Source organism: Mesobacillus maritimus (assembly GCF_044803185.1).
GTDB classification, from domain to species: Bacteria; Bacillota; Bacilli; order Bacillales; family Cytobacillaceae; genus Mesobacillus_B; species Mesobacillus_B maritimus_B.
The window spans coordinates 1,544,674-1,560,829 of the sequence record NZ_CP085225.1; the positions used below are offsets into that span (position 1 = coordinate 1,544,674).

Below are 16,156 nucleotides of genomic sequence, written 5' to 3' on the forward strand. Positions count from 1 at the left end.
ATTCAGATGGAAGTCAACTACCATTTTAGTAGGTGAATCCCGTCTTTTTTGTCGTGAAACCACAGCAATATCAGGTTTTGAAGAGCCCTTTTAACGAGAAATTTCAGCTTCGAGATTATTTTTAAAAACGACCAGTGGATTAAAAGGAATCGGCTGTTTGGCGAAAAAATGGCGATATTTTTTTCATTATTAAAAACTGTATCAAAAATGAGAAAAACTGTAGCAAAAATAGGAATTGTTGAGCAGGACAGGGCTGGTTACTCCTATTACAAAGGTGTTTATCTTAAAAATGAGACAATCTTCGAAATTAAAATAAAAAAACCGTGATAACACCTGGGAAAACAACTTGGCACGTTTCTTGCATTTAATTTAAGCGAGACATCAAAGAATACAAAAAAATGAAATCGCATTCAATTTTAGGGAGGAAAACAAAGATGAAATCAATCGAAAACAAAACAACAACTCTATCAAAGGAAGCAGATTATCTACGAGCACTATACCAAGGTTGGGGCGAGCGCATGACGGCCAATCCAAATATGACAATCGAAGACTTGCGCAGTCTTTTTGACGAATGGGAAAAACCGACGTTAGAGCCTGAAGATGTCACATATAAAACAGATACAGTAGGTGGGGTCGATGTGCTCTGGGCATTTCCAATTGGCTGTGACAAATCAAAAGTATTGATCTACACCCACGGCGGAGGGTTTGCTGTAGGATCATCATCAAGCCATCGTAAATTGGCTGGGCATATGGCTAAGGCACTTGGTGTATCCACTGTGGTATTGGATTATCGCCGCGCTCCAGAAAATCCTTTCCCAGCTCAATTAGAGGATGCAGCTTCCGTGTATCAGGCACTGCTTGCGTCCGGCATTAAAGCAAAGGATATCGGAACAATTGGTGACTCTGCAGGAGGAAATCTTGCTGTTGCATCCGTGCTTAAATTCCGCGAATTAGGTCTTGAACTACCGGGATTTGTGATTGCCTTCTCGCCATGGCTGGATATGGAGTTAACAGGTAGCACGCTTGAGACAAACGCAGACACTGATGTGTTTATCAATGCTCCATTGCTTCAAGGCATGATTAATATGTTTATCGGGGAAGACGGCTCGAAGGTTCGCAATCCTTTAGCCAACCCACTACACGCCGATTTCAAAGATTTCCCACCACTTTACATCAACGCAGGTGGAGCGGAAGTGTTATTGGATGATGCACGCCGCCTGCAAGCACGCGCGACTAAGGCGGGAGTTCAAGCAACCCTATCCGTTGTCGATGGCATGCAGCATGTTTTCCCATTCTTAGCTGGACGCGCTCCTGAAGCAGATGAGGAAATCCGTAGAATTGCAGATTGGTATAAAGCACTATAAAAAAATCTAGGGAATGATCCTTTTAGCAATATAAAAATTCAGAAGAAGAAAAAGGGGGCAAACAAGATGAACCAATCCAATCAGAATAAAAATAAGGAAAAAGAAGTGGACTTCGATGCGGTTGTTGTTGGAGCGGGGTTCGGAGGCCTTTACGCTGTACATAAGCTCAGCAATGAACTAGGTCTAACCGTACGTGCCTATGATAATGGCTCTGATGTTGGCGGCACTTGGTACTGGAACCGCTACCCGGGAGCCCTTTCCGATACTGAAAGCTATATCTATCGTTATTCTTTTGACAAGGATTTACTGAAAGAGTGGAAGTGGAAGGCAAATTATCTAACACAGCCTGAAATCCTTGAATACTTAGGTCATGTTGCGGACCGTTTCGACCTGCGTCGCAGTTACCAGTTCAATACAAAGGTGACAAGAACCGTATTTAATGAAGAAACAAACTATTGGGAGGTCACCACTGACAAGGGGGAAACTGTAACTGCGAAGTTTATTGTTACCGGCCTTGGCCTTCTTTCAGCAACGAATGTCCCTAACTTTAAGGGGAGAGAGACCTTCCAAGGTGAACAATACCATACGGCAAGATGGCCTAGGGCAGGTGTTGATTTGAAGGGGAAGCGCGTCGGTGTGATCGGTACCGGGTCAACAGGCGTACAGGTCATTATCTCGATTGCCCCTGAGGTTGAGCATTTAACCGTCTTCCAACGTACGCCGCAATACAGTGTGCCAGTTGGAAAACATCCTCAATGCGAAGCTGAACTTGCTGAGATTAAAGACCATTATGATGAGATTTGGAAACAAGTCAAATCTTCCTCTGTTGCTTTCGGATTTGAAGAAAGCACAGTACCAGCGGTTTCGGTTTCGAAAGAGGAACAAGAGCGCGTTTTTGAGGAGGCATGGAATAAAGGGGGAGGCTTCCGCTATATGTTCGGAACCTTCAGTGATATTGCCACAAATCCTGAAGCCAACGAAGCGGCCGCTGAATTTATTCGTAAGAAAATTAGTCAGATTGTCAAGGACCCTGAAACAGCACGCAAACTGACTCCAACTGGTTTATATGCCAAACGTCCGCTTTGTGACAACGGGTATTACGAAACATTCAATAGAGACAACGTCTCACTTGTCTCTGTAAAAGAAAACCCGATCATTGAGATTACCCCAAAAGGAGTGCGCACCACCGATGGCGAGCACGAATTGGATGTGTTGATCTATGCGACCGGATTTGATGCAGTAGATGGGAACTATACGAAGATTGATATTCGCGGACGAGATGGAATCACAATGAGGGAAAAATGGGCAGATGGACCAACTGGGTACCTCGGCATGATGAATACCAATTTCCCAAATCTTTTCATGATTCTTGGTCCAAACGGTCCTTTTACCAACTTACCGCCTAGCATTGAAACGCAGGTCGAATGGATTTCGGATACTGTGAAGCATATGGTTGAAAACGACGTTTCCACCATTGAACCAAAACAGGAGGCAGAGGAAGAGTGGGTCACGATCTGCCAAACGATTTCCGACCAAACGCTGTTTTCAAAGGGGGAATCATGGATTTTCGGAGCGAATATCCCAGGTAAAAAGAACAGTGTCATGTTCTATCTGGGAGGCTTAGGGAACTACAGAAAGGCCTTGGATGAATTAGGGTTTAAAGGATTTATTTTCAACCGCGTCGGCGCTAGCGTGGAATAAATAGATTAGTAGCAGTAACAGAGCTGGGATTCGTTCCTTCCCAGCTCTAAACATTGAGCCGGTACAGTGATTTGGGAAATGAATAAATACATCCAACGAATGATTGTATTAAACCTGCATGGTAGTTTGAGTGGATGAACCTTAACGGCGTCACAGTCATGGCAAGAAAATAGAATTCAACCTAATCCCCCTTAACGATTAAACAATAACCGAGTGGAACAGGAGGATATTATGTATTTAAGTCAGCAAACCTTTCAATCTGCTGTACCTACAAATGTGATTTTCGGAGTAAACAGTGTCGAGGAAAGCCTACCAATAAAAATGAAAGAATATAATCGATCAAACGTTTTTATTGCCACTGATCCAGGGCTTGTTCAAGCTGGAATTCCTGGGAAAATACAAAATCTTTTAAAAGAAAACGGGATACATTCCATACTATTTTCAGAGATTGAGCCAAATCCCCATGCTGAAACAGTCATGAAAGGGGCGGAAGCGTATAAAGGTCAATCATGTGACATGATTCTTGCCGTTGGTGGCGGGAGTGCAATGGATTTCGCAAAAGCCGTTGGAGTCGTTGTCAATCATCCAGGTCATATCCTTGACTATCGTCGTGGCAAAAAACGAGTTATGAACGAAATTCCAATCCTGTTTGCGATTCCGACAACTGTTGGGACCGGCTCTGAAGTAACGAACGTATCAGTGGTGACGGATCATGAGGCAGGTAGGAAATATGTTGTAGCTTCACCTGTACTAGCTCCTAAGATTGCATTTGTAGATCCAGTCTTAACCCATTCACTTCCACGCCATGTCGTGGCGGCTACAGGAATGGATGCTTTAGTTCATGCGATAGAAGCTTTTACATCGGTACATTCCACTCCCATCACGGATGGCTTAGCTTTACAAGCAATTAAAATGATCAAGGAGCATTTACCAGCAAGTTATGCACACCCTGATAACCTTGAGGCAAGAGCACAAGTGCATCTAGCAAGTACCATTGCTGGGATGGCTTTTGGTCTTGGCGGAGTTGGGCTTGTTCACTCTTGTTCCCATCCGATGTCCGCTATCTATCATGTCCCACATGGGCTAGCGAATGCGATTTTATTGCCTTATGTGATGGAACACAATCTAATCGCAAATGATCAAAAATTTGCAGAGATTGCGAAAATCTTTGACCCTTCTTTAGCATTTGAGACGGACCGCGTGGCTGCGGAACACCTAATAGACTTACTCAAAGAGTTTAATCAATCCTTAAATATCCCAAAAGATTTTAGCTATTTAGGAAGGCAGTTTACCGAGGAAATGATTGATCGCTTAGCGCATGATGCGATGGAGGATAGGGGGACCATTCCAAATAATCCCCGAAAGGTATTCAAAGAAGATGTGATCGATATTTTTAATAAGGTGTTACCACGCGACCAAGAAGGGGGATCAGCAGAATAATGTATATTAACGGAACCTGGTTGGAAACGGATAAGGTCTTAGAAGTTAGAAATCCTGCAAACGGTCTGTTTGTTGATCAAGTATTTTTAGTAGGAAAAGAAGAAACAAACCAGGCAATTACCGCTGCAAAGAAAGCGTTCCCATTGTGGTCTGGCTTGACTGGTGAACAGCGAGGGGCCTATTTGCATAAAGTTGTTGACCTATTGGAAGAAAAAAAGGAACACTTTGCCCAGACGATTACAAAGGAGATGGGCAAATCCATCCATAATGCCCGCTATGAAATCGGGAGCACGATTGACTTTTTTAGATGGTATGCCGAAGAAGCTCGTCGTGTTTATGGGGATATCGTTCCTGCTTCGGCAGCAAATAAAAGAATTTCAGTGATTAAGCAGCCAATTGGGGTGGTTGGAGCGATTACCCCTTGGAATTTTCCATTATCCATGGCTGCAAGAAAATTGGGACCGGCATTAGCGGTAGGGTGTACAGTGATATTAAGGCCATCCCGTGAGGCCCCTTTATCTTCGCTAGAGCTTTTCAAAGTGTTTGATGAAGCTGGTCTTCCAGAAGGGGTTGTGAACCTTGTCATTGGGAACTCTTCTGACATTGTGGGAGAACTAATGGCGAGTGACGTTGTTCGGAAAATTTCTTTTACAGGATCAACGGAAGTTGGAAAGAAGCTCATCCGTCAATCGGCTGACACCGTCAAACGTGTTTCCATGGAGCTTGGTGGGCATGCTCCGTTTATCGTTTTTGAGGATGCCGATATTGACCTTGCCATCAAAGGGGCGATTGGAAGTAAGTTTGCTTCCACTGGTCAACAATGCGTCTGTGCCAATCGTATTTATGTTCATGATTCAATTTATGACACCTTTGCCCAACGTTTTGCGGATAAAGTAGCATCTATGGTAGTTGGCGATGGATTAAGTGAAGAAACTCAAGTAGGTCCAATGGTGAACCAAGAGGCAGTTGAGAAAGCACATGACCATGTGACCGATGCAGCAGGGAAAGGGGCAAGAATTCTTTGCGGTGGGAGAGTGCCAACAGAAAACGAATATGAAAATGGCTATTTCTATTTGCCAACGGTCCTAGCAGATGTGAACGAAGAGATGAAAATCACCTCTGAAGAAACATTTGGTCCAGTCGCACCCTTGATTCGTTTTAGTACCGAAGAGGAAGTAGTTGAAAAAGCGAACGATATCGAATATGGCCTAGCTTCTTATTTTTATTCAAATGATCTTTCAAGAGCACATCGAGTTTCCGAAAAGCTAGACTATGGAATGGTAGGAGTAAACGACCCCGCCCCATTCGTCGTTCAAGCCCCATTCGGAGGTGTGAAACAAAGCGGACTAGGAAGAGAAGGTGGCCGCTACGGGTTAGAAGACTATCTTGAAACCAAATTGGTCTCAGTCGCAATCCGATAGAGGGTTCCTTGTCGGGGCAGGGGGTTCCTATGTCCCCAAAAAACACTGGGACAAGGAACCTGTCCCTTTGTCCCTTATAAAAGATTAGAAGAGGTGGTACAAATTGTCTAGTAATGAAAGAATTAGTTCAAAGATTGATATTGAGTATCCTAATTTCGAAGAATTGCCTGAGCGAGTGAAGCAAAAGTATGAAGGTTTATCTACAAAAGTGAATTTTTTCCGGATGCTGGGGTATAGCCCAGGTACATACGAGGAAGTCATTGATTTAACCAACGCCATTTTCAAGAAGCTTACACTATCCGATTACCACAAAGAGCTTCTTGTTCTGCAGGTGGCCGCTACTGAGGGGAGCAATTATGAATGGGAACAACATGTTTCCATTGCCCAATCAGCAGGCGTACGCGAAGATCAATTTATTGCCATCGCTGAACAACGCATTGATGATGGTGAAGTATTCGTGGAACGTGAGCGGGTCCTGTTGCGTTTTGGAAAGTTTATCCACGAACAAGGCAAAGCGCCGGGCGTTGTATTTAAACACACGCTTGAACACTTCTCCGCTGAAGAATTGGCAGATGCCATGATTGTCATTGGTTTTTATAAAATGTTATCCATCTTCATCCAAACCTTTAACCTTCCGATTGATGCGCAAGAGGATGGAAACTGGGTCAAGAAGTAAGAGAAAAAAAAAGAGCTAGTCGGAGGAATGAATGATGAGTAAAAAAATTGGATTTGTAGGATTAGGAACAATGGGCTTTCCAATGGCTGTTAATTTAATGAAAGCTGGTTTTGAAGTAATCGGTTATGATGCCTTTAGAGGTGTTTATGAGAAGGCAGAAGCTGAAGGAATTACCATGGTCGATACTTTAAAAGAAGTGGCTGGACAAGCTGACGAAGCGATTATCTCAATGGTTCGGGACTATGCCCAAAATGTTGACATTATCTTTGGAGAGGGCGGACTATTATCGGCCCAACCTATAGATAAAACGATTATTGTTATGAGTACACTTGACCCTGATGCAATGAATCAATTAAGCAAAAAGGTTGAAGAAGAAAGTGATTTGAGATTAATAGACGCTGCAGTGAGTGGAGGTGCTTCAGGGGCCGAAGCTGGAACATTATCGATTATGACATCTGGTGCAGAGACAATCGTGAAATCGTTCCAACCATACTTTGATGCGATTGGATCTCATACATTCTACTACGGTAGCGAAGCAGGGAACAGCCAAGCGGCGAAATTAATTAATAATCTAATTTTAGGCATTAACATGAATGCTGTGGCAGAAGGACTTACATTAGCGAAACATTATAACGTGTCTCAAGAAGAGCTATTAAACTTATTACAAGTGAGTACAGGTGATAGTTGGGTGGTGCGAAATTGGAGTGATGTCTCTCAATGGACCGCGGACACTGCATTGGCCGTTCTCCTCAAAGACTTAATAGCGGCGTACAACCAAGGAGTTAAACACAATGTATCCTTACCGTTTAATGCCTTATCATCCACACAATTATTTGACGCTATGGGGAAAGAGAAACCACAAGCCTAGCGAAAGAAGTGAAAAAAAGTTTTTTTATATAGGGGTGTAGTGTTTTATAAAAAAATGGTTGTAGAAATCATTCGTCGTCAAAGGGGAGTAGTATGGACATTCTCGTGATTCTTTTGTCTTTAGGATTATTAATATATGCGGCTTATAAGGGATTTTCCGTGATTTTGTTTGCACCAATATGTGCTTTACTTGCTGTCTTTTTAACAGAACCAGGACATGTATTGCCTTTCTTTTCTAATATATTTATGGTGAAAATGGTTGATTTCATTAAAAACTATTTTCCTGTCTTCCTATTAGGGGCCATCTTTGGAAAAGTGATTGAAATTTCGGGAGTAGCGAATAAAATTGCAAAGCTCGTGATACGGATGGTAGGGGCACAACGGGCGATTCTAGCCATTGTCCTCATGTGCGCGATTCTTACCTATAGTGGCGTTAGTGTTTTTGTTGTTGTGTTTGCAGTGTATCCATTTGCAAAGCAGTTGTTCCAAAAGACAAATATTCCTAAGCGTCTTATTCCTGGTACGATTGCACTTGGAGGCTTCAGCTTTACCATGGATGCATTACCAGGTACACCGCAAATTCAAAATGTCATTCCAACCACTTTCTTTCAAACAGATATCTATGCCGCGCCTACTTTAGGGATCATCGGGGCCGTTTTTATGATTGTCGTCGGGATGTTTTATCTTGAGAGATGTCGTCGTAAAGCGGCTACTATTGGAGAAGGTTACTCTGGTAAAATACAAGCCGGAGAAGCAGAAATGGCAGCAAGTCTCGCTGTTGAAATAAATGAGGTTGAACCGAACAAAGAGAAGTCGTTTGACGCTGTTCGTGCAAAAGATTGGCTTGCCTTTCTACCACTTGTATTAATCGGGGTCATGAATAAATATTTCTCTGTCTCCATTCCAAAATGGTACGCAGATGGTTTTGATTTTTCAAAGATTGGGTTAGAAGCTTTTGGCTCAGTGAATATGTCCTCTGTTGTGGGGATTTGGTCCGTGGAATTGGCCCTGATCATCGGAATTGTATCGACCATTGCCCTTAACTTCAAAGAAGTGAAGGCGAATTTCCAAGAAAACCTGAATGTCGGAATCGGTGGATCTTTATTAGCAACCATGAATACCGCATCAGAATATGGTTTTGGGTCCGTCATTGCAGCTTTGCCAGGTTTTGCTGCTGTTCAACATGGAATCTCTGGTGCCTTCACCAATCCTCTAGTCAATAGTGCTGTGACGACATCCACCTTAGCGGGTGTTACGGGATCTGCATCAGGAGGAATGAGTATTGCTCTAGGTGTAATGGCTGAAAAGTATATGGCTGCAGCTGCTCAATTCAATATTCCACCAGAAGTTCTGCATCGCGTTGTTTCGATGGCATCCGGTGGTATGGACACTCTTCCACACAATGGTGGCGTTATCACCCTGCTTGCTGTAACGGGACTAACGCATAAGGAAGCCTACAAAGATATTTTTGCCATCACCATTATAAAAACACTTGCGGTAGCGTTCATCATCTTAGTATATACTTTAACCGGTATTGTATAGCAAAGGGAAGCAAAGGGACCAGACCTCCTTTGCTTCTTTTGTTTTTGTGAAATCATCGTCATGACAAAGGAACCTGTCCCTTTGTCTCTATTTGTGTTTCAAGGTTTGGGGAGGTTCTTCCATCCACCCATTATTAATCATAATTTTCGCACCCTCATGGGCGTATTCAAATATATCTTTCATGAAAATCGAAAGTTTAGCTGGTAAATCATTTCGGAGGCTAAAAGCTGTGCCAACAGAGTTTCCACCCATTGAAAAACCACAAAACAGACTCACACAATACATCATGATTTTATCAGAAAATGGCGCAAGCTTAGAGTCGGTAATATTCCCCCCAGCGGTGTTAGGAACTTGGATATTATTTTGTAAAATGACCTCAGTCATTTCCTTAATGATTCCTTTTGCCAACTCTCCGCCTTTTGAAAAATATTTACTAGCTTCCTTTTTATCCGCACATTGAGCAAACCCCAAAATCATGGTCATACCAACAGCATTTGATTCAATCGCATGATAAATGTTCGCGAGTTCTACCGTGGTTAAAGGTCTTTTACCGCCAAAGGGGTTTAAACCACTTAAATAGTTTGTATCTTTGACAAATTCTACTTCCTTCTCTACTGAAACATAAGGTGACCTAGGCATTAACCCTTTTTCTAGCAAGTAAGTCGTACACCGATGATAATATTTTTGTGTGATCATCGTAAGTTCTCTCATCATCATCACAATATCATCCCGATAGGACACAGTAATATGTAAAGTGTGCATGGCCATACTAATTTCCTTTATCATCCGGATGAGCATAATATCGAATCCATTGTCGTACAACTTAGGGACCTCGATATTTACATCATTGGAAGTAAATCCGATGGGGATTGGAACACCCTCATTTTTAAAAATAGTGACGATTTTTTCTGTATAAGGATCGACCTCCTCATACAAATTCTTCATGATGTCCTTTGCTTCTTGGTCGTCTGCTTTTTCAATAAAGTATTCTAACATACGCAAAACCATTGTCTTTTCTTGGTATGTCATCCATAATGCCCCAATTTCAGACGAGGTGATAGATGGTGTTTCTGGCATATGTTTTTCCCTCCACTTTTATCCATTAAATTCTTCGTACAGGAACAATTAGTAAATAGTTTGAACAAAAGCCAATTTATTCATTCAGGGCGAAGGGATAAGTTCCTTGTCCCTTTGTCCTTTTTGTAAAAAATATGGAAAATTCCCTAAAGGAAGGGGCAACCTACAAATACCTATCATAAATGAATGAAAGTAAAGAAAAATGGAGGAGACATAGTGAAGAATGGTCAACTGGAACGGATAGATCAGATTATAAAAGCAGAAGTGGAACAGAATAACAGAATACTTGAATATTGGCAGGGATTCTCTAATTTCTCCCATTGGCAGGTTTGGGTGGTCCTTGCTATGTTTGTTATTCCACTTATTATCCTAATTCTCTTTATTGACCGGAAAAAAGTTTTCCTTCTTGGATTCTATGGGTATAGTGTGCACGTGTTTTTTGCCTACACCGATATCGTTGGGATTGAAAGAGGAATATGGTTTTATCCCTATAAACTACTCCCGCTCCTTCCTTCTAGTGTTACGCTGGATGCCTCATTGGTACCGGTCATTTATATGCTTTATTACCAATACATCCTGAACAGAGGCAAGAATTATTATTTGTGGATGCTCCCTTTATGTTTTCTGCTAGCTTTTATCATGAAACCGCTTATGGTTGGGCTCGGATTATTTCATTTTTCGGGAAAGGAAAATTTCTGGTTGCTTTTTGCGGGGTATGTGTTCGTCGCCTTAATTTCTAAATGGGTAACCGACTTTTTTATTTTTTTAAGCAAATCAACAAAATGGAGTTTAAATGAGCAGCAAGGGACTAGGGGACAGGTTCCTTGTCCCAAGGGGCTACGTAGAGAAATAATGATTGAGACCAATCGTATAAGTGAAAATGATTACGCTAGGAACATAGGGACAGTGCACTATGTCCCAGCTTCTAGCGTTTTAAATCTTCTTTCTTGGAGCCATTGGTAGAACCAAATGACGGTAAATAACCAAAATCCACTTGCTGCATAGGCTGCGATGACATCTGATGGGTAATGAACGCCTAGATAGATTCGACTATAACCAATCAATACGATCATCAAACAATTGACAGTTAGTACTGTTCCACGGCCACCCCTTGTTTTGATATGTCGCCAAAGAAGGAAAGTCAACATTCCATATAAGGAAAAAGCGGCCATTGAATGTCCACTTGGAAAACTAAATCCTTCTTCGAAAACGATTTGATTTATACCTGGACGGGTTCTTTGGAAGATAAACTTAAGCAATAGATTTAAAAGCGTTGAGCCTACCATTGTACTAATCAGAAGAAGAACTTCTCTACGATGGTGGAGGACGCGATATAAGAAAAATGCTGATAATACGGTGATGACAATGACAGGAATGGTAGCGCCGATAAAACTAAAGAATTTCATCATTGCTGTTAGAATTTCTGATTCAAAACCCTGTACATAAGTAATAATTTGATGATCAAAAACAATGAGATTTTCCGTTTCAACTAAATAGGCAATCGAGCTAAAACTCCCAATGAAAAAAATAAATACAACGACCAACAATGTTCGAATCATCTATCCCCCCTAACAGAATCTCATTTCTAGTTTTTACAGTTGGGCTAGAAAAAAGACTATATTCAAGAAAAAATTCAGTGGGACACAGGGTTTGCTGTCCCAGTGACCTTGCCCCTAATATAAATAGTTAATCCACTAGTAAGACTATCTCAAATTTAATTATAAGGATAATCCATGTCCCATCCGGACGAGGTGTCATTCCCTGTGTCCTTACCCTGTAACCTATTTCCAACAAATAACTGGGACAAGGAACCTGTCCCTTTGTCCCACTGGGACTTGTCTCTTTATGTGAGAATTAGAGGGGCTGAGCTTGAAATTTTGTTAAAATTAAGAAGTGAATGTTTTTGATGGTTGATTGACTATGAGGATAGTTGATAGTAAATACATAAGTGGAAAAGGAATTAATCATAGCCTTCGTAAGGGGACCGGTGCGTTTGTCTCCGCAAAACGAGGTTTTCCTTTCCTTAGAATGGTCACGAACTTTGTAAAATAGAAAACGAAGGAAGGAAATGGTGGAAAATGAAAGCTAGAACCAATAAAGGGTATGAGAAATTAAGGGTTATATATGAAAAAAACTTAAGTGTGGACTTGCTTGCGGAGGATCTTTATCAATGTAATCTCCATGACTCTTCACTCACAATAAAACAAGAAATGACTGAAAAGGACTTTGATATCTTTGGAGTACAGGATCATGGGAAGGTAATCGGTTACGTTTTGCGAGAAAAGCTGACAGATGGGAAAATCGAGGACAATTATCAGCCTTTTTACTCGGGGGATCTGGTCACTGATTCCACTTCTTTGATCGAATTGCTAGAGATTCTCCGCCATAAAAACTATCTTTTTATTTTAGAAAAAAATAGAGTCACTAAGATTGTGACCTTTGCCGATTTGCAAAAACAACCTATTCGGATGCTGGCCTTTAGTTTGATTTCTCTTTTAGAAATGCTGTTAATTTCACTCATCAGAGAAGCGTATCCTGATGAAAGTTGGAAAGAAAAGCTGTCGGAGGAAAGGCTGCAAAAAGCAGAAGAAATGCTGAAATTTCGAATTGAAAAAAATGAAGCTTTAACCTTATTGGATAATACCCAACTGGCTGATAAGGGAACAATCGTAGTGAAGACGGATAAGCTAAGGAAACAACTAGGCTTTGAATCGAAGACAAGATGTAAGGAATTTTTCAAAAATATCGAGACATTAAGGAATAATACCGCACACGCTCAAGAAGAAATCTATCATAATTCCGAAGAATTAATTGATGTTATTTTAGAACTAGACAGAGTATTAGATAGCAATGCAAGAAGTGAAAGTAATGTGACAAGCCACTAGTGGCTTGTCACAACTTCTTTTTTTTCTTATCCATAGAACACAATGTGATACAAGATTCTTCGGGGTTTGCATTGGCACCATCTCTTTGGCTTGCCCCTTAGAATAAGTCAGTCCTAATGTTGTCTTATCTGCATTTACATTAGACTAGCAGCATTTAAATACCCATTTCCTTGAGTATACTCGTCACGTCCCATATCATCACAGGCTTGAATAAGTTTTAATTTCACGTCGTCAGGGGATTGGTTTGGATTGTTTTGGAGCATTTGGGCGACGACACCTGCACAGATTGGTGTGGCCATGGAGGTTCCTGATAGAGAAAAATAGTTTGTATCGACACGTGCCGAGGCGTTAGTTTTATCTAGAAAGGAACCTGGTGCGCGTAACGAAATAATATTGACGCCAGGTGTTACAAGGTCAGGCTTCATCAAACCATCAATGGTCGGACCGCGGCTTGAAAAGTCAGCGACTCCATCATCGGAGCGGTCGACTGAGTTATAGTCGTTCGCAGCACCTACTGTAATAACTTTTGGGCTTATTCCAGGGCTGGCAACCGTTGAAGAAGTTGGCCCCGAGTTTCCGGCAGCTACACAAACAACCATGCCATTATCCCACGCTTTTTCGACGGCTTTTACTACTGGGTCGTCCTCAGCAGACTGCCGGGCATCACTGCCGAGCGATAAGGAAAGAATGTTAATATTGAATTGTGATTGGTTTTGGATACACCAATCAACACCGGATATGACAGTCGAAAGGGAACCGGAACCCAATTTATCTAGCACCTTTACCCCAACTAAATTGGCTTCAGGGGCAGGTCCAACATACTTTCCACCGGATGAAGCTCCGTTCCCTGCTGCATCTCCTGCACAGTGCGTACCGTGGCCATTATCATCATAGGGGGTCGTTCTGTTGTTAATAAAATCTTTAAATCCTATAATCCGACCTTGCAAATCTTGGTGAGAATAAATGCCTGTATCGATGACCGCAATGGTGACATCTTTTCCTGTTAATCCCGATTGCTGCAATTGGTCGGAGTGGATTGCGGGGGTAGCGGTATCAAGCAAGGCCGTTACTTTCCTGTCATAATAGACTTTTTTTATGTGGGAACAGGTATTAAGTAAATGCTCAATGTCTTCAACGGATAATTTAGTGGAACAGCAGGAAATGGAAGGGTGTTCGTGGAGTGTGCGGTATTTTGTTTTCTTTACATCATTTACACCAAGGTCAAAACAATTCTCTTCAAACTCAATGACAAGTGGCAATTTTTTCACCTTTTTGGTGAAAAATTCAACTGGGCGATGCAAAAAGCATGGCAGGGAAGGAAAAAGGGAATACATTTGCACCAGTTCTTCTCGTATGTTTTTATCCAATTTATGTCCCATTCGACGAACCAATTGAATAACCGAAAAACTAAACATGTGAATCATCCTTTCTTTAAAGTTTTTACAAATTACTAGACTACTAGTAAAGTTGTGGTGAAAACTAGCAACAGGACAAAATCCTAAGAAGATGTCCTTTTGATCTCATTCTCGACTTCTTCTAGATTTTGCCTTGCTCCATTGATCATTCTCCCGTATAGGTCCAAAATGGATTGTCCATAAGTTGTGCCCGGGACAGCCCATTTTCCGTTTAAACCAACCCATGTTGTGGCAGACCCTCGATCAACCAAATCAAAACGTGGATCCACTAATGGATATCTTCTGGGCAATGGTTTCGTCGATGCATAGGCATACAAATGTTGAAGATGGGCTAGTACACCTTCTCTTGGTGTCTCAAAGCTTGCGCCAGGATTATTTGGTCCTGTTGCCCCCAAACCACAAAAGTTGTTTTGCTCTGGCTGCACGACTCCGGTAAAGCGAAGATAATCTGTTTCATGCATGGATTGGGCAAAAGCTACATCTCCTCGGATTCCATAATATTCTCCGAAGGTTAGGTAATACATCCCCAACTCAATGGCATCAGGATTGACCGTTTTCACAAATAGATTCATATGCTCTGGAGAAAGATAGGTTTTCCCGAGGATTGAATATCCAGATGAACCTTAGCTATTTGAGTTCCCGCTTGTGCTTTCAGTAAGGATATAGGCATCTTCAATGCCGGTCCTTTTCACTTCCTCCAAACGTTTTTCTGCATTTTCACGGTTTGAAAAGGCCCCAGCCTGAACCCGGTACCATGTCTCACCTGAAATCGAAAGGGTAACAACAAACGAGTCAATGCCTTTTGAGCGAAGAAATGTGACACGCTCATCTGCATTTTCTCTAGACTTGAACGCTCCGGCGATTACTTTGTAAACTGCATCTGTTTTAGAGTCATCATTTTGCTTTTTTATAAGACTAAATGCTTTTTCAATCCCATTCGCATGACCTTGTGCCACCTTTTGACGCCAAGAAGATTGCTTCATTAGAGCGGCATCTTGTGCATTGTCAATAAAACCATTTTCTGTTAAAAGCGCTGGCATTGCCGATTCGCGCAGTACATGGAAATTGGCCTTTTTCTGACCGCGGTCTTGGAGCTGATTTACTTTTATCACTTCTGCATGGATGATATCCTGGTATTTTGCTGTCGTTGAAGAGTCGGCTAAGCTTGTGTGAATATAGTCTTCATATCCTTTTGCTGAGCCATTGAAGGCATTGCAGTGGATGGACAAGTAAAAATCAGCGTCCCAAGAATTCGCCTCATTTGTTCGCTGACTCAAGCTTTTACTCGTGTCACCGGTGCGGGACATTTTTACCTGGACATTTTCATATTGATTGGTTAAGATCGAGCGTATTTTTAGAGCAATGTCTAAGGCAATATCTTTCTCCCTTAATCCATTTCCAATCGCCCCCGGATCTGAGCCACCATGCCCTGGATCTAAATAAAGTTTCATTCCATTCACCTCCAATTCTTTTTAATAAAATGATCTTACACTTACATATGTATGAGATGGATGGAAAAATGGTTGGGACAAGGTCTATTTTTGTTAAAGAATGAGCATAAAACCTATTGAATCTATAGTGAGGATCTTTTGCTTCCTTTTAAGTAGGTAGTCTAGCATAATGAAGGTGTTTAACTCGGAACATACGTTTGTTTCAGTTCGGGGTGTAAAAAAACAAAGGGTCCCCTTTGCTTTTTAGACAGAGCTATGCAATTGTTAAATTGTCTTTCTAATTCCTCTTTGTTTAGATCATCCCAATCAAGGGCTGA

The 16,156-nt window shown here is 41.6% G+C and carries 14 protein-coding genes; 9 read left to right on the plus strand and 5 right to left on the minus strand.

What is annotated here, in order from left to right; genetic code table 11:
- Window positions 1–434 precede the first annotated feature (434 nt).
- The 7 genes from LG336_RS07425 (at window position 435) to LG336_RS07455 (ending at window position 9,011) form a co-directional block, all read left to right on the plus strand.
- Window positions 435–1,364, plus strand: coding sequence for an alpha/beta hydrolase (locus tag LG336_RS07425; RefSeq protein WP_404331936.1), 930 nt, complete (start codon window positions 435–437; stop codon window positions 1,362–1,364).
- A 66-nt stretch (window positions 1,365–1,430) separates the two neighbouring features.
- Entirely contained in the window at window positions 1,431–3,065 is a 1,635-nt protein-coding gene (locus tag LG336_RS07430) for a flavin-containing monooxygenase (protein WP_404331937.1), read from the plus strand.
- Window positions 3,066–3,296: 231 nt separating this feature from the next.
- Window positions 3,297–4,505 carry an iron-containing alcohol dehydrogenase family protein gene (locus tag LG336_RS07435; RefSeq protein WP_404331938.1) on the plus strand — a complete coding sequence of 403 codons (1,209 nt, stop codon included), beginning with the start codon at window positions 3,297–3,299 and terminating at the stop codon, window positions 4,503–4,505.
- The gene (locus tag LG336_RS07440) at window positions 4,505–5,926 is read left to right on the plus strand and encodes an NAD-dependent succinate-semialdehyde dehydrogenase (protein ID WP_404331939.1); all 1,422 of its coding nucleotides are present in this window, start codon (window positions 4,505–4,507) and stop codon (window positions 5,924–5,926) included. Before LG336_RS07435 ends, LG336_RS07440 begins: the two co-directional genes overlap by 1 nt.
- Before the next feature lie 103 nt (window positions 5,927–6,029).
- Window positions 6,030–6,602 carry a carboxymuconolactone decarboxylase family protein gene (locus LG336_RS07445; protein ID WP_404331940.1) on the plus strand — a complete coding sequence of 191 codons (573 nt, stop codon included), beginning with the start codon at window positions 6,030–6,032 and terminating at the stop codon, window positions 6,600–6,602.
- Between the two features lie 31 nt (window positions 6,603–6,633).
- Window positions 6,634–7,470, plus strand: a complete 837-nt coding sequence (locus tag LG336_RS07450; protein WP_404331941.1) for an NAD(P)-dependent oxidoreductase — start codon at window positions 6,634–6,636, stop codon at window positions 7,468–7,470.
- 92 nt (window positions 7,471–7,562) lie between these two features.
- On the plus strand, window positions 7,563–9,011 hold the full coding sequence (locus LG336_RS07455; RefSeq protein ID WP_404331942.1) for a GntP family permease: 1,449 nt from the start codon (window positions 7,563–7,565) through the stop codon (window positions 9,009–9,011).
- Window positions 9,012–9,098: 87 nt separating this feature from the next.
- Here LG336_RS07455 and LG336_RS07460 read toward each other — a convergent pair whose 3' ends face one another.
- A complete protein-coding gene (locus tag LG336_RS07460; protein ID WP_404331943.1) occupies window positions 9,099–10,088 on the minus strand; it encodes a DUF3231 family protein in 990 nt (329 codons plus the stop codon).
- Window positions 10,089–10,304: 216 nt separating this feature from the next.
- On the opposite strand from LG336_RS07460, the gene LG336_RS07465 reads away from it, so the two are divergent.
- Window positions 10,305–11,051 (plus strand): CBO0543 family protein, encoded by a 747-nt coding sequence (locus LG336_RS07465; RefSeq protein ID WP_404331944.1) that lies wholly within the window; start codon window positions 10,305–10,307, stop codon window positions 11,049–11,051.
- Here the strand turns inward: LG336_RS07465 and LG336_RS07470 are convergent.
- Complete coding sequence (locus LG336_RS07470; RefSeq protein ID WP_404331945.1) at window positions 11,000–11,647, minus strand: phosphatase PAP2 family protein; 648 nt, start codon at window positions 11,645–11,647, stop codon at window positions 11,000–11,002. The two genes, LG336_RS07465 and LG336_RS07470, sit on opposite strands and share 52 nt — an antisense overlap.
- 519 nt (window positions 11,648–12,166) lie before the next feature.
- On the opposite strand from LG336_RS07470, the gene LG336_RS07475 reads away from it, so the two are divergent.
- On the plus strand, window positions 12,167–12,973 hold the full coding sequence (locus tag LG336_RS07475) for a hypothetical protein (protein WP_404331946.1): 807 nt from the start codon (window positions 12,167–12,169) through the stop codon (window positions 12,971–12,973).
- Window positions 12,974–13,107: 134 nt separating this feature from the next.
- Here LG336_RS07475 and LG336_RS07480 read toward each other — a convergent pair whose 3' ends face one another.
- From LG336_RS07480 to LG336_RS07490, 3 genes are all read right to left on the minus strand, one after another.
- Window positions 13,108–14,388: a S8 family peptidase gene (locus LG336_RS07480; protein ID WP_404331947.1), complete on the minus strand. Its 1,281-nt coding sequence runs from the start codon at window positions 14,386–14,388 to the stop codon at window positions 13,108–13,110.
- Between the two features lie 83 nt (window positions 14,389–14,471).
- Entirely contained in the window at window positions 14,472–14,948 is a 477-nt protein-coding gene (locus LG336_RS07485) for a glucosaminidase domain-containing protein (RefSeq protein ID WP_404331948.1), read from the minus strand.
- Between the two features lie 63 nt (window positions 14,949–15,011).
- A complete protein-coding gene (locus tag LG336_RS07490) occupies window positions 15,012–15,839 on the minus strand; it encodes an N-acetylmuramoyl-L-alanine amidase (protein ID WP_404331949.1) in 828 nt (275 codons plus the stop codon).
- Between the last annotated feature and the right edge of the window lie 317 nt (window positions 15,840–16,156).

Excerpts from the sequence above, each read along its gene's own strand:
- LG336_RS07440 (WP_404331939.1), top strand. The coding sequence starts at position 4,505 with ATGTATATTAACGGAACCTGGTTGGAAACGGATAAGGTCTTAGAAGTT.
- LG336_RS07490 (WP_404331949.1), bottom strand. The coding sequence starts at position 15,839 with ATGAAACTTTATTTAGATCCAGGGCATGGTGGCTCAGATCCGGGGGCG.
- LG336_RS07455 (WP_404331942.1), top strand. The coding sequence starts at position 7,563 with ATGGACATTCTCGTGATTCTTTTGTCTTTAGGATTATTAATATATGCG.
- LG336_RS07460 (WP_404331943.1), bottom strand. The coding sequence starts at position 10,088 with ATGCCAGAAACACCATCTATCACCTCGTCTGAAATTGGGGCATTATGG.
- LG336_RS07480 (WP_404331947.1), bottom strand. The coding sequence starts at position 14,388 with ATGTTTAGTTTTTCGGTTATTCAATTGGTTCGTCGAATGGGACATAAA.
- LG336_RS07450 (WP_404331941.1), top strand. The coding sequence starts at position 6,634 with ATGATGAGTAAAAAAATTGGATTTGTAGGATTAGGAACAATGGGCTTT.
- LG336_RS07425 (WP_404331936.1), top strand. The coding sequence starts at position 435 with ATGAAATCAATCGAAAACAAAACAACAACTCTATCAAAGGAAGCAGAT.
- LG336_RS07435 (WP_404331938.1), top strand. The coding sequence starts at position 3,297 with ATGTATTTAAGTCAGCAAACCTTTCAATCTGCTGTACCTACAAATGTG.
- LG336_RS07430 (WP_404331937.1), top strand. The coding sequence starts at position 1,431 with ATGAACCAATCCAATCAGAATAAAAATAAGGAAAAAGAAGTGGACTTC.
- LG336_RS07470 (WP_404331945.1), bottom strand. The coding sequence starts at position 11,647 with ATGATTCGAACATTGTTGGTCGTTGTATTTATTTTTTTCATTGGGAGT.
- LG336_RS07475 (WP_404331946.1), top strand. The coding sequence starts at position 12,167 with ATGAAAGCTAGAACCAATAAAGGGTATGAGAAATTAAGGGTTATATAT.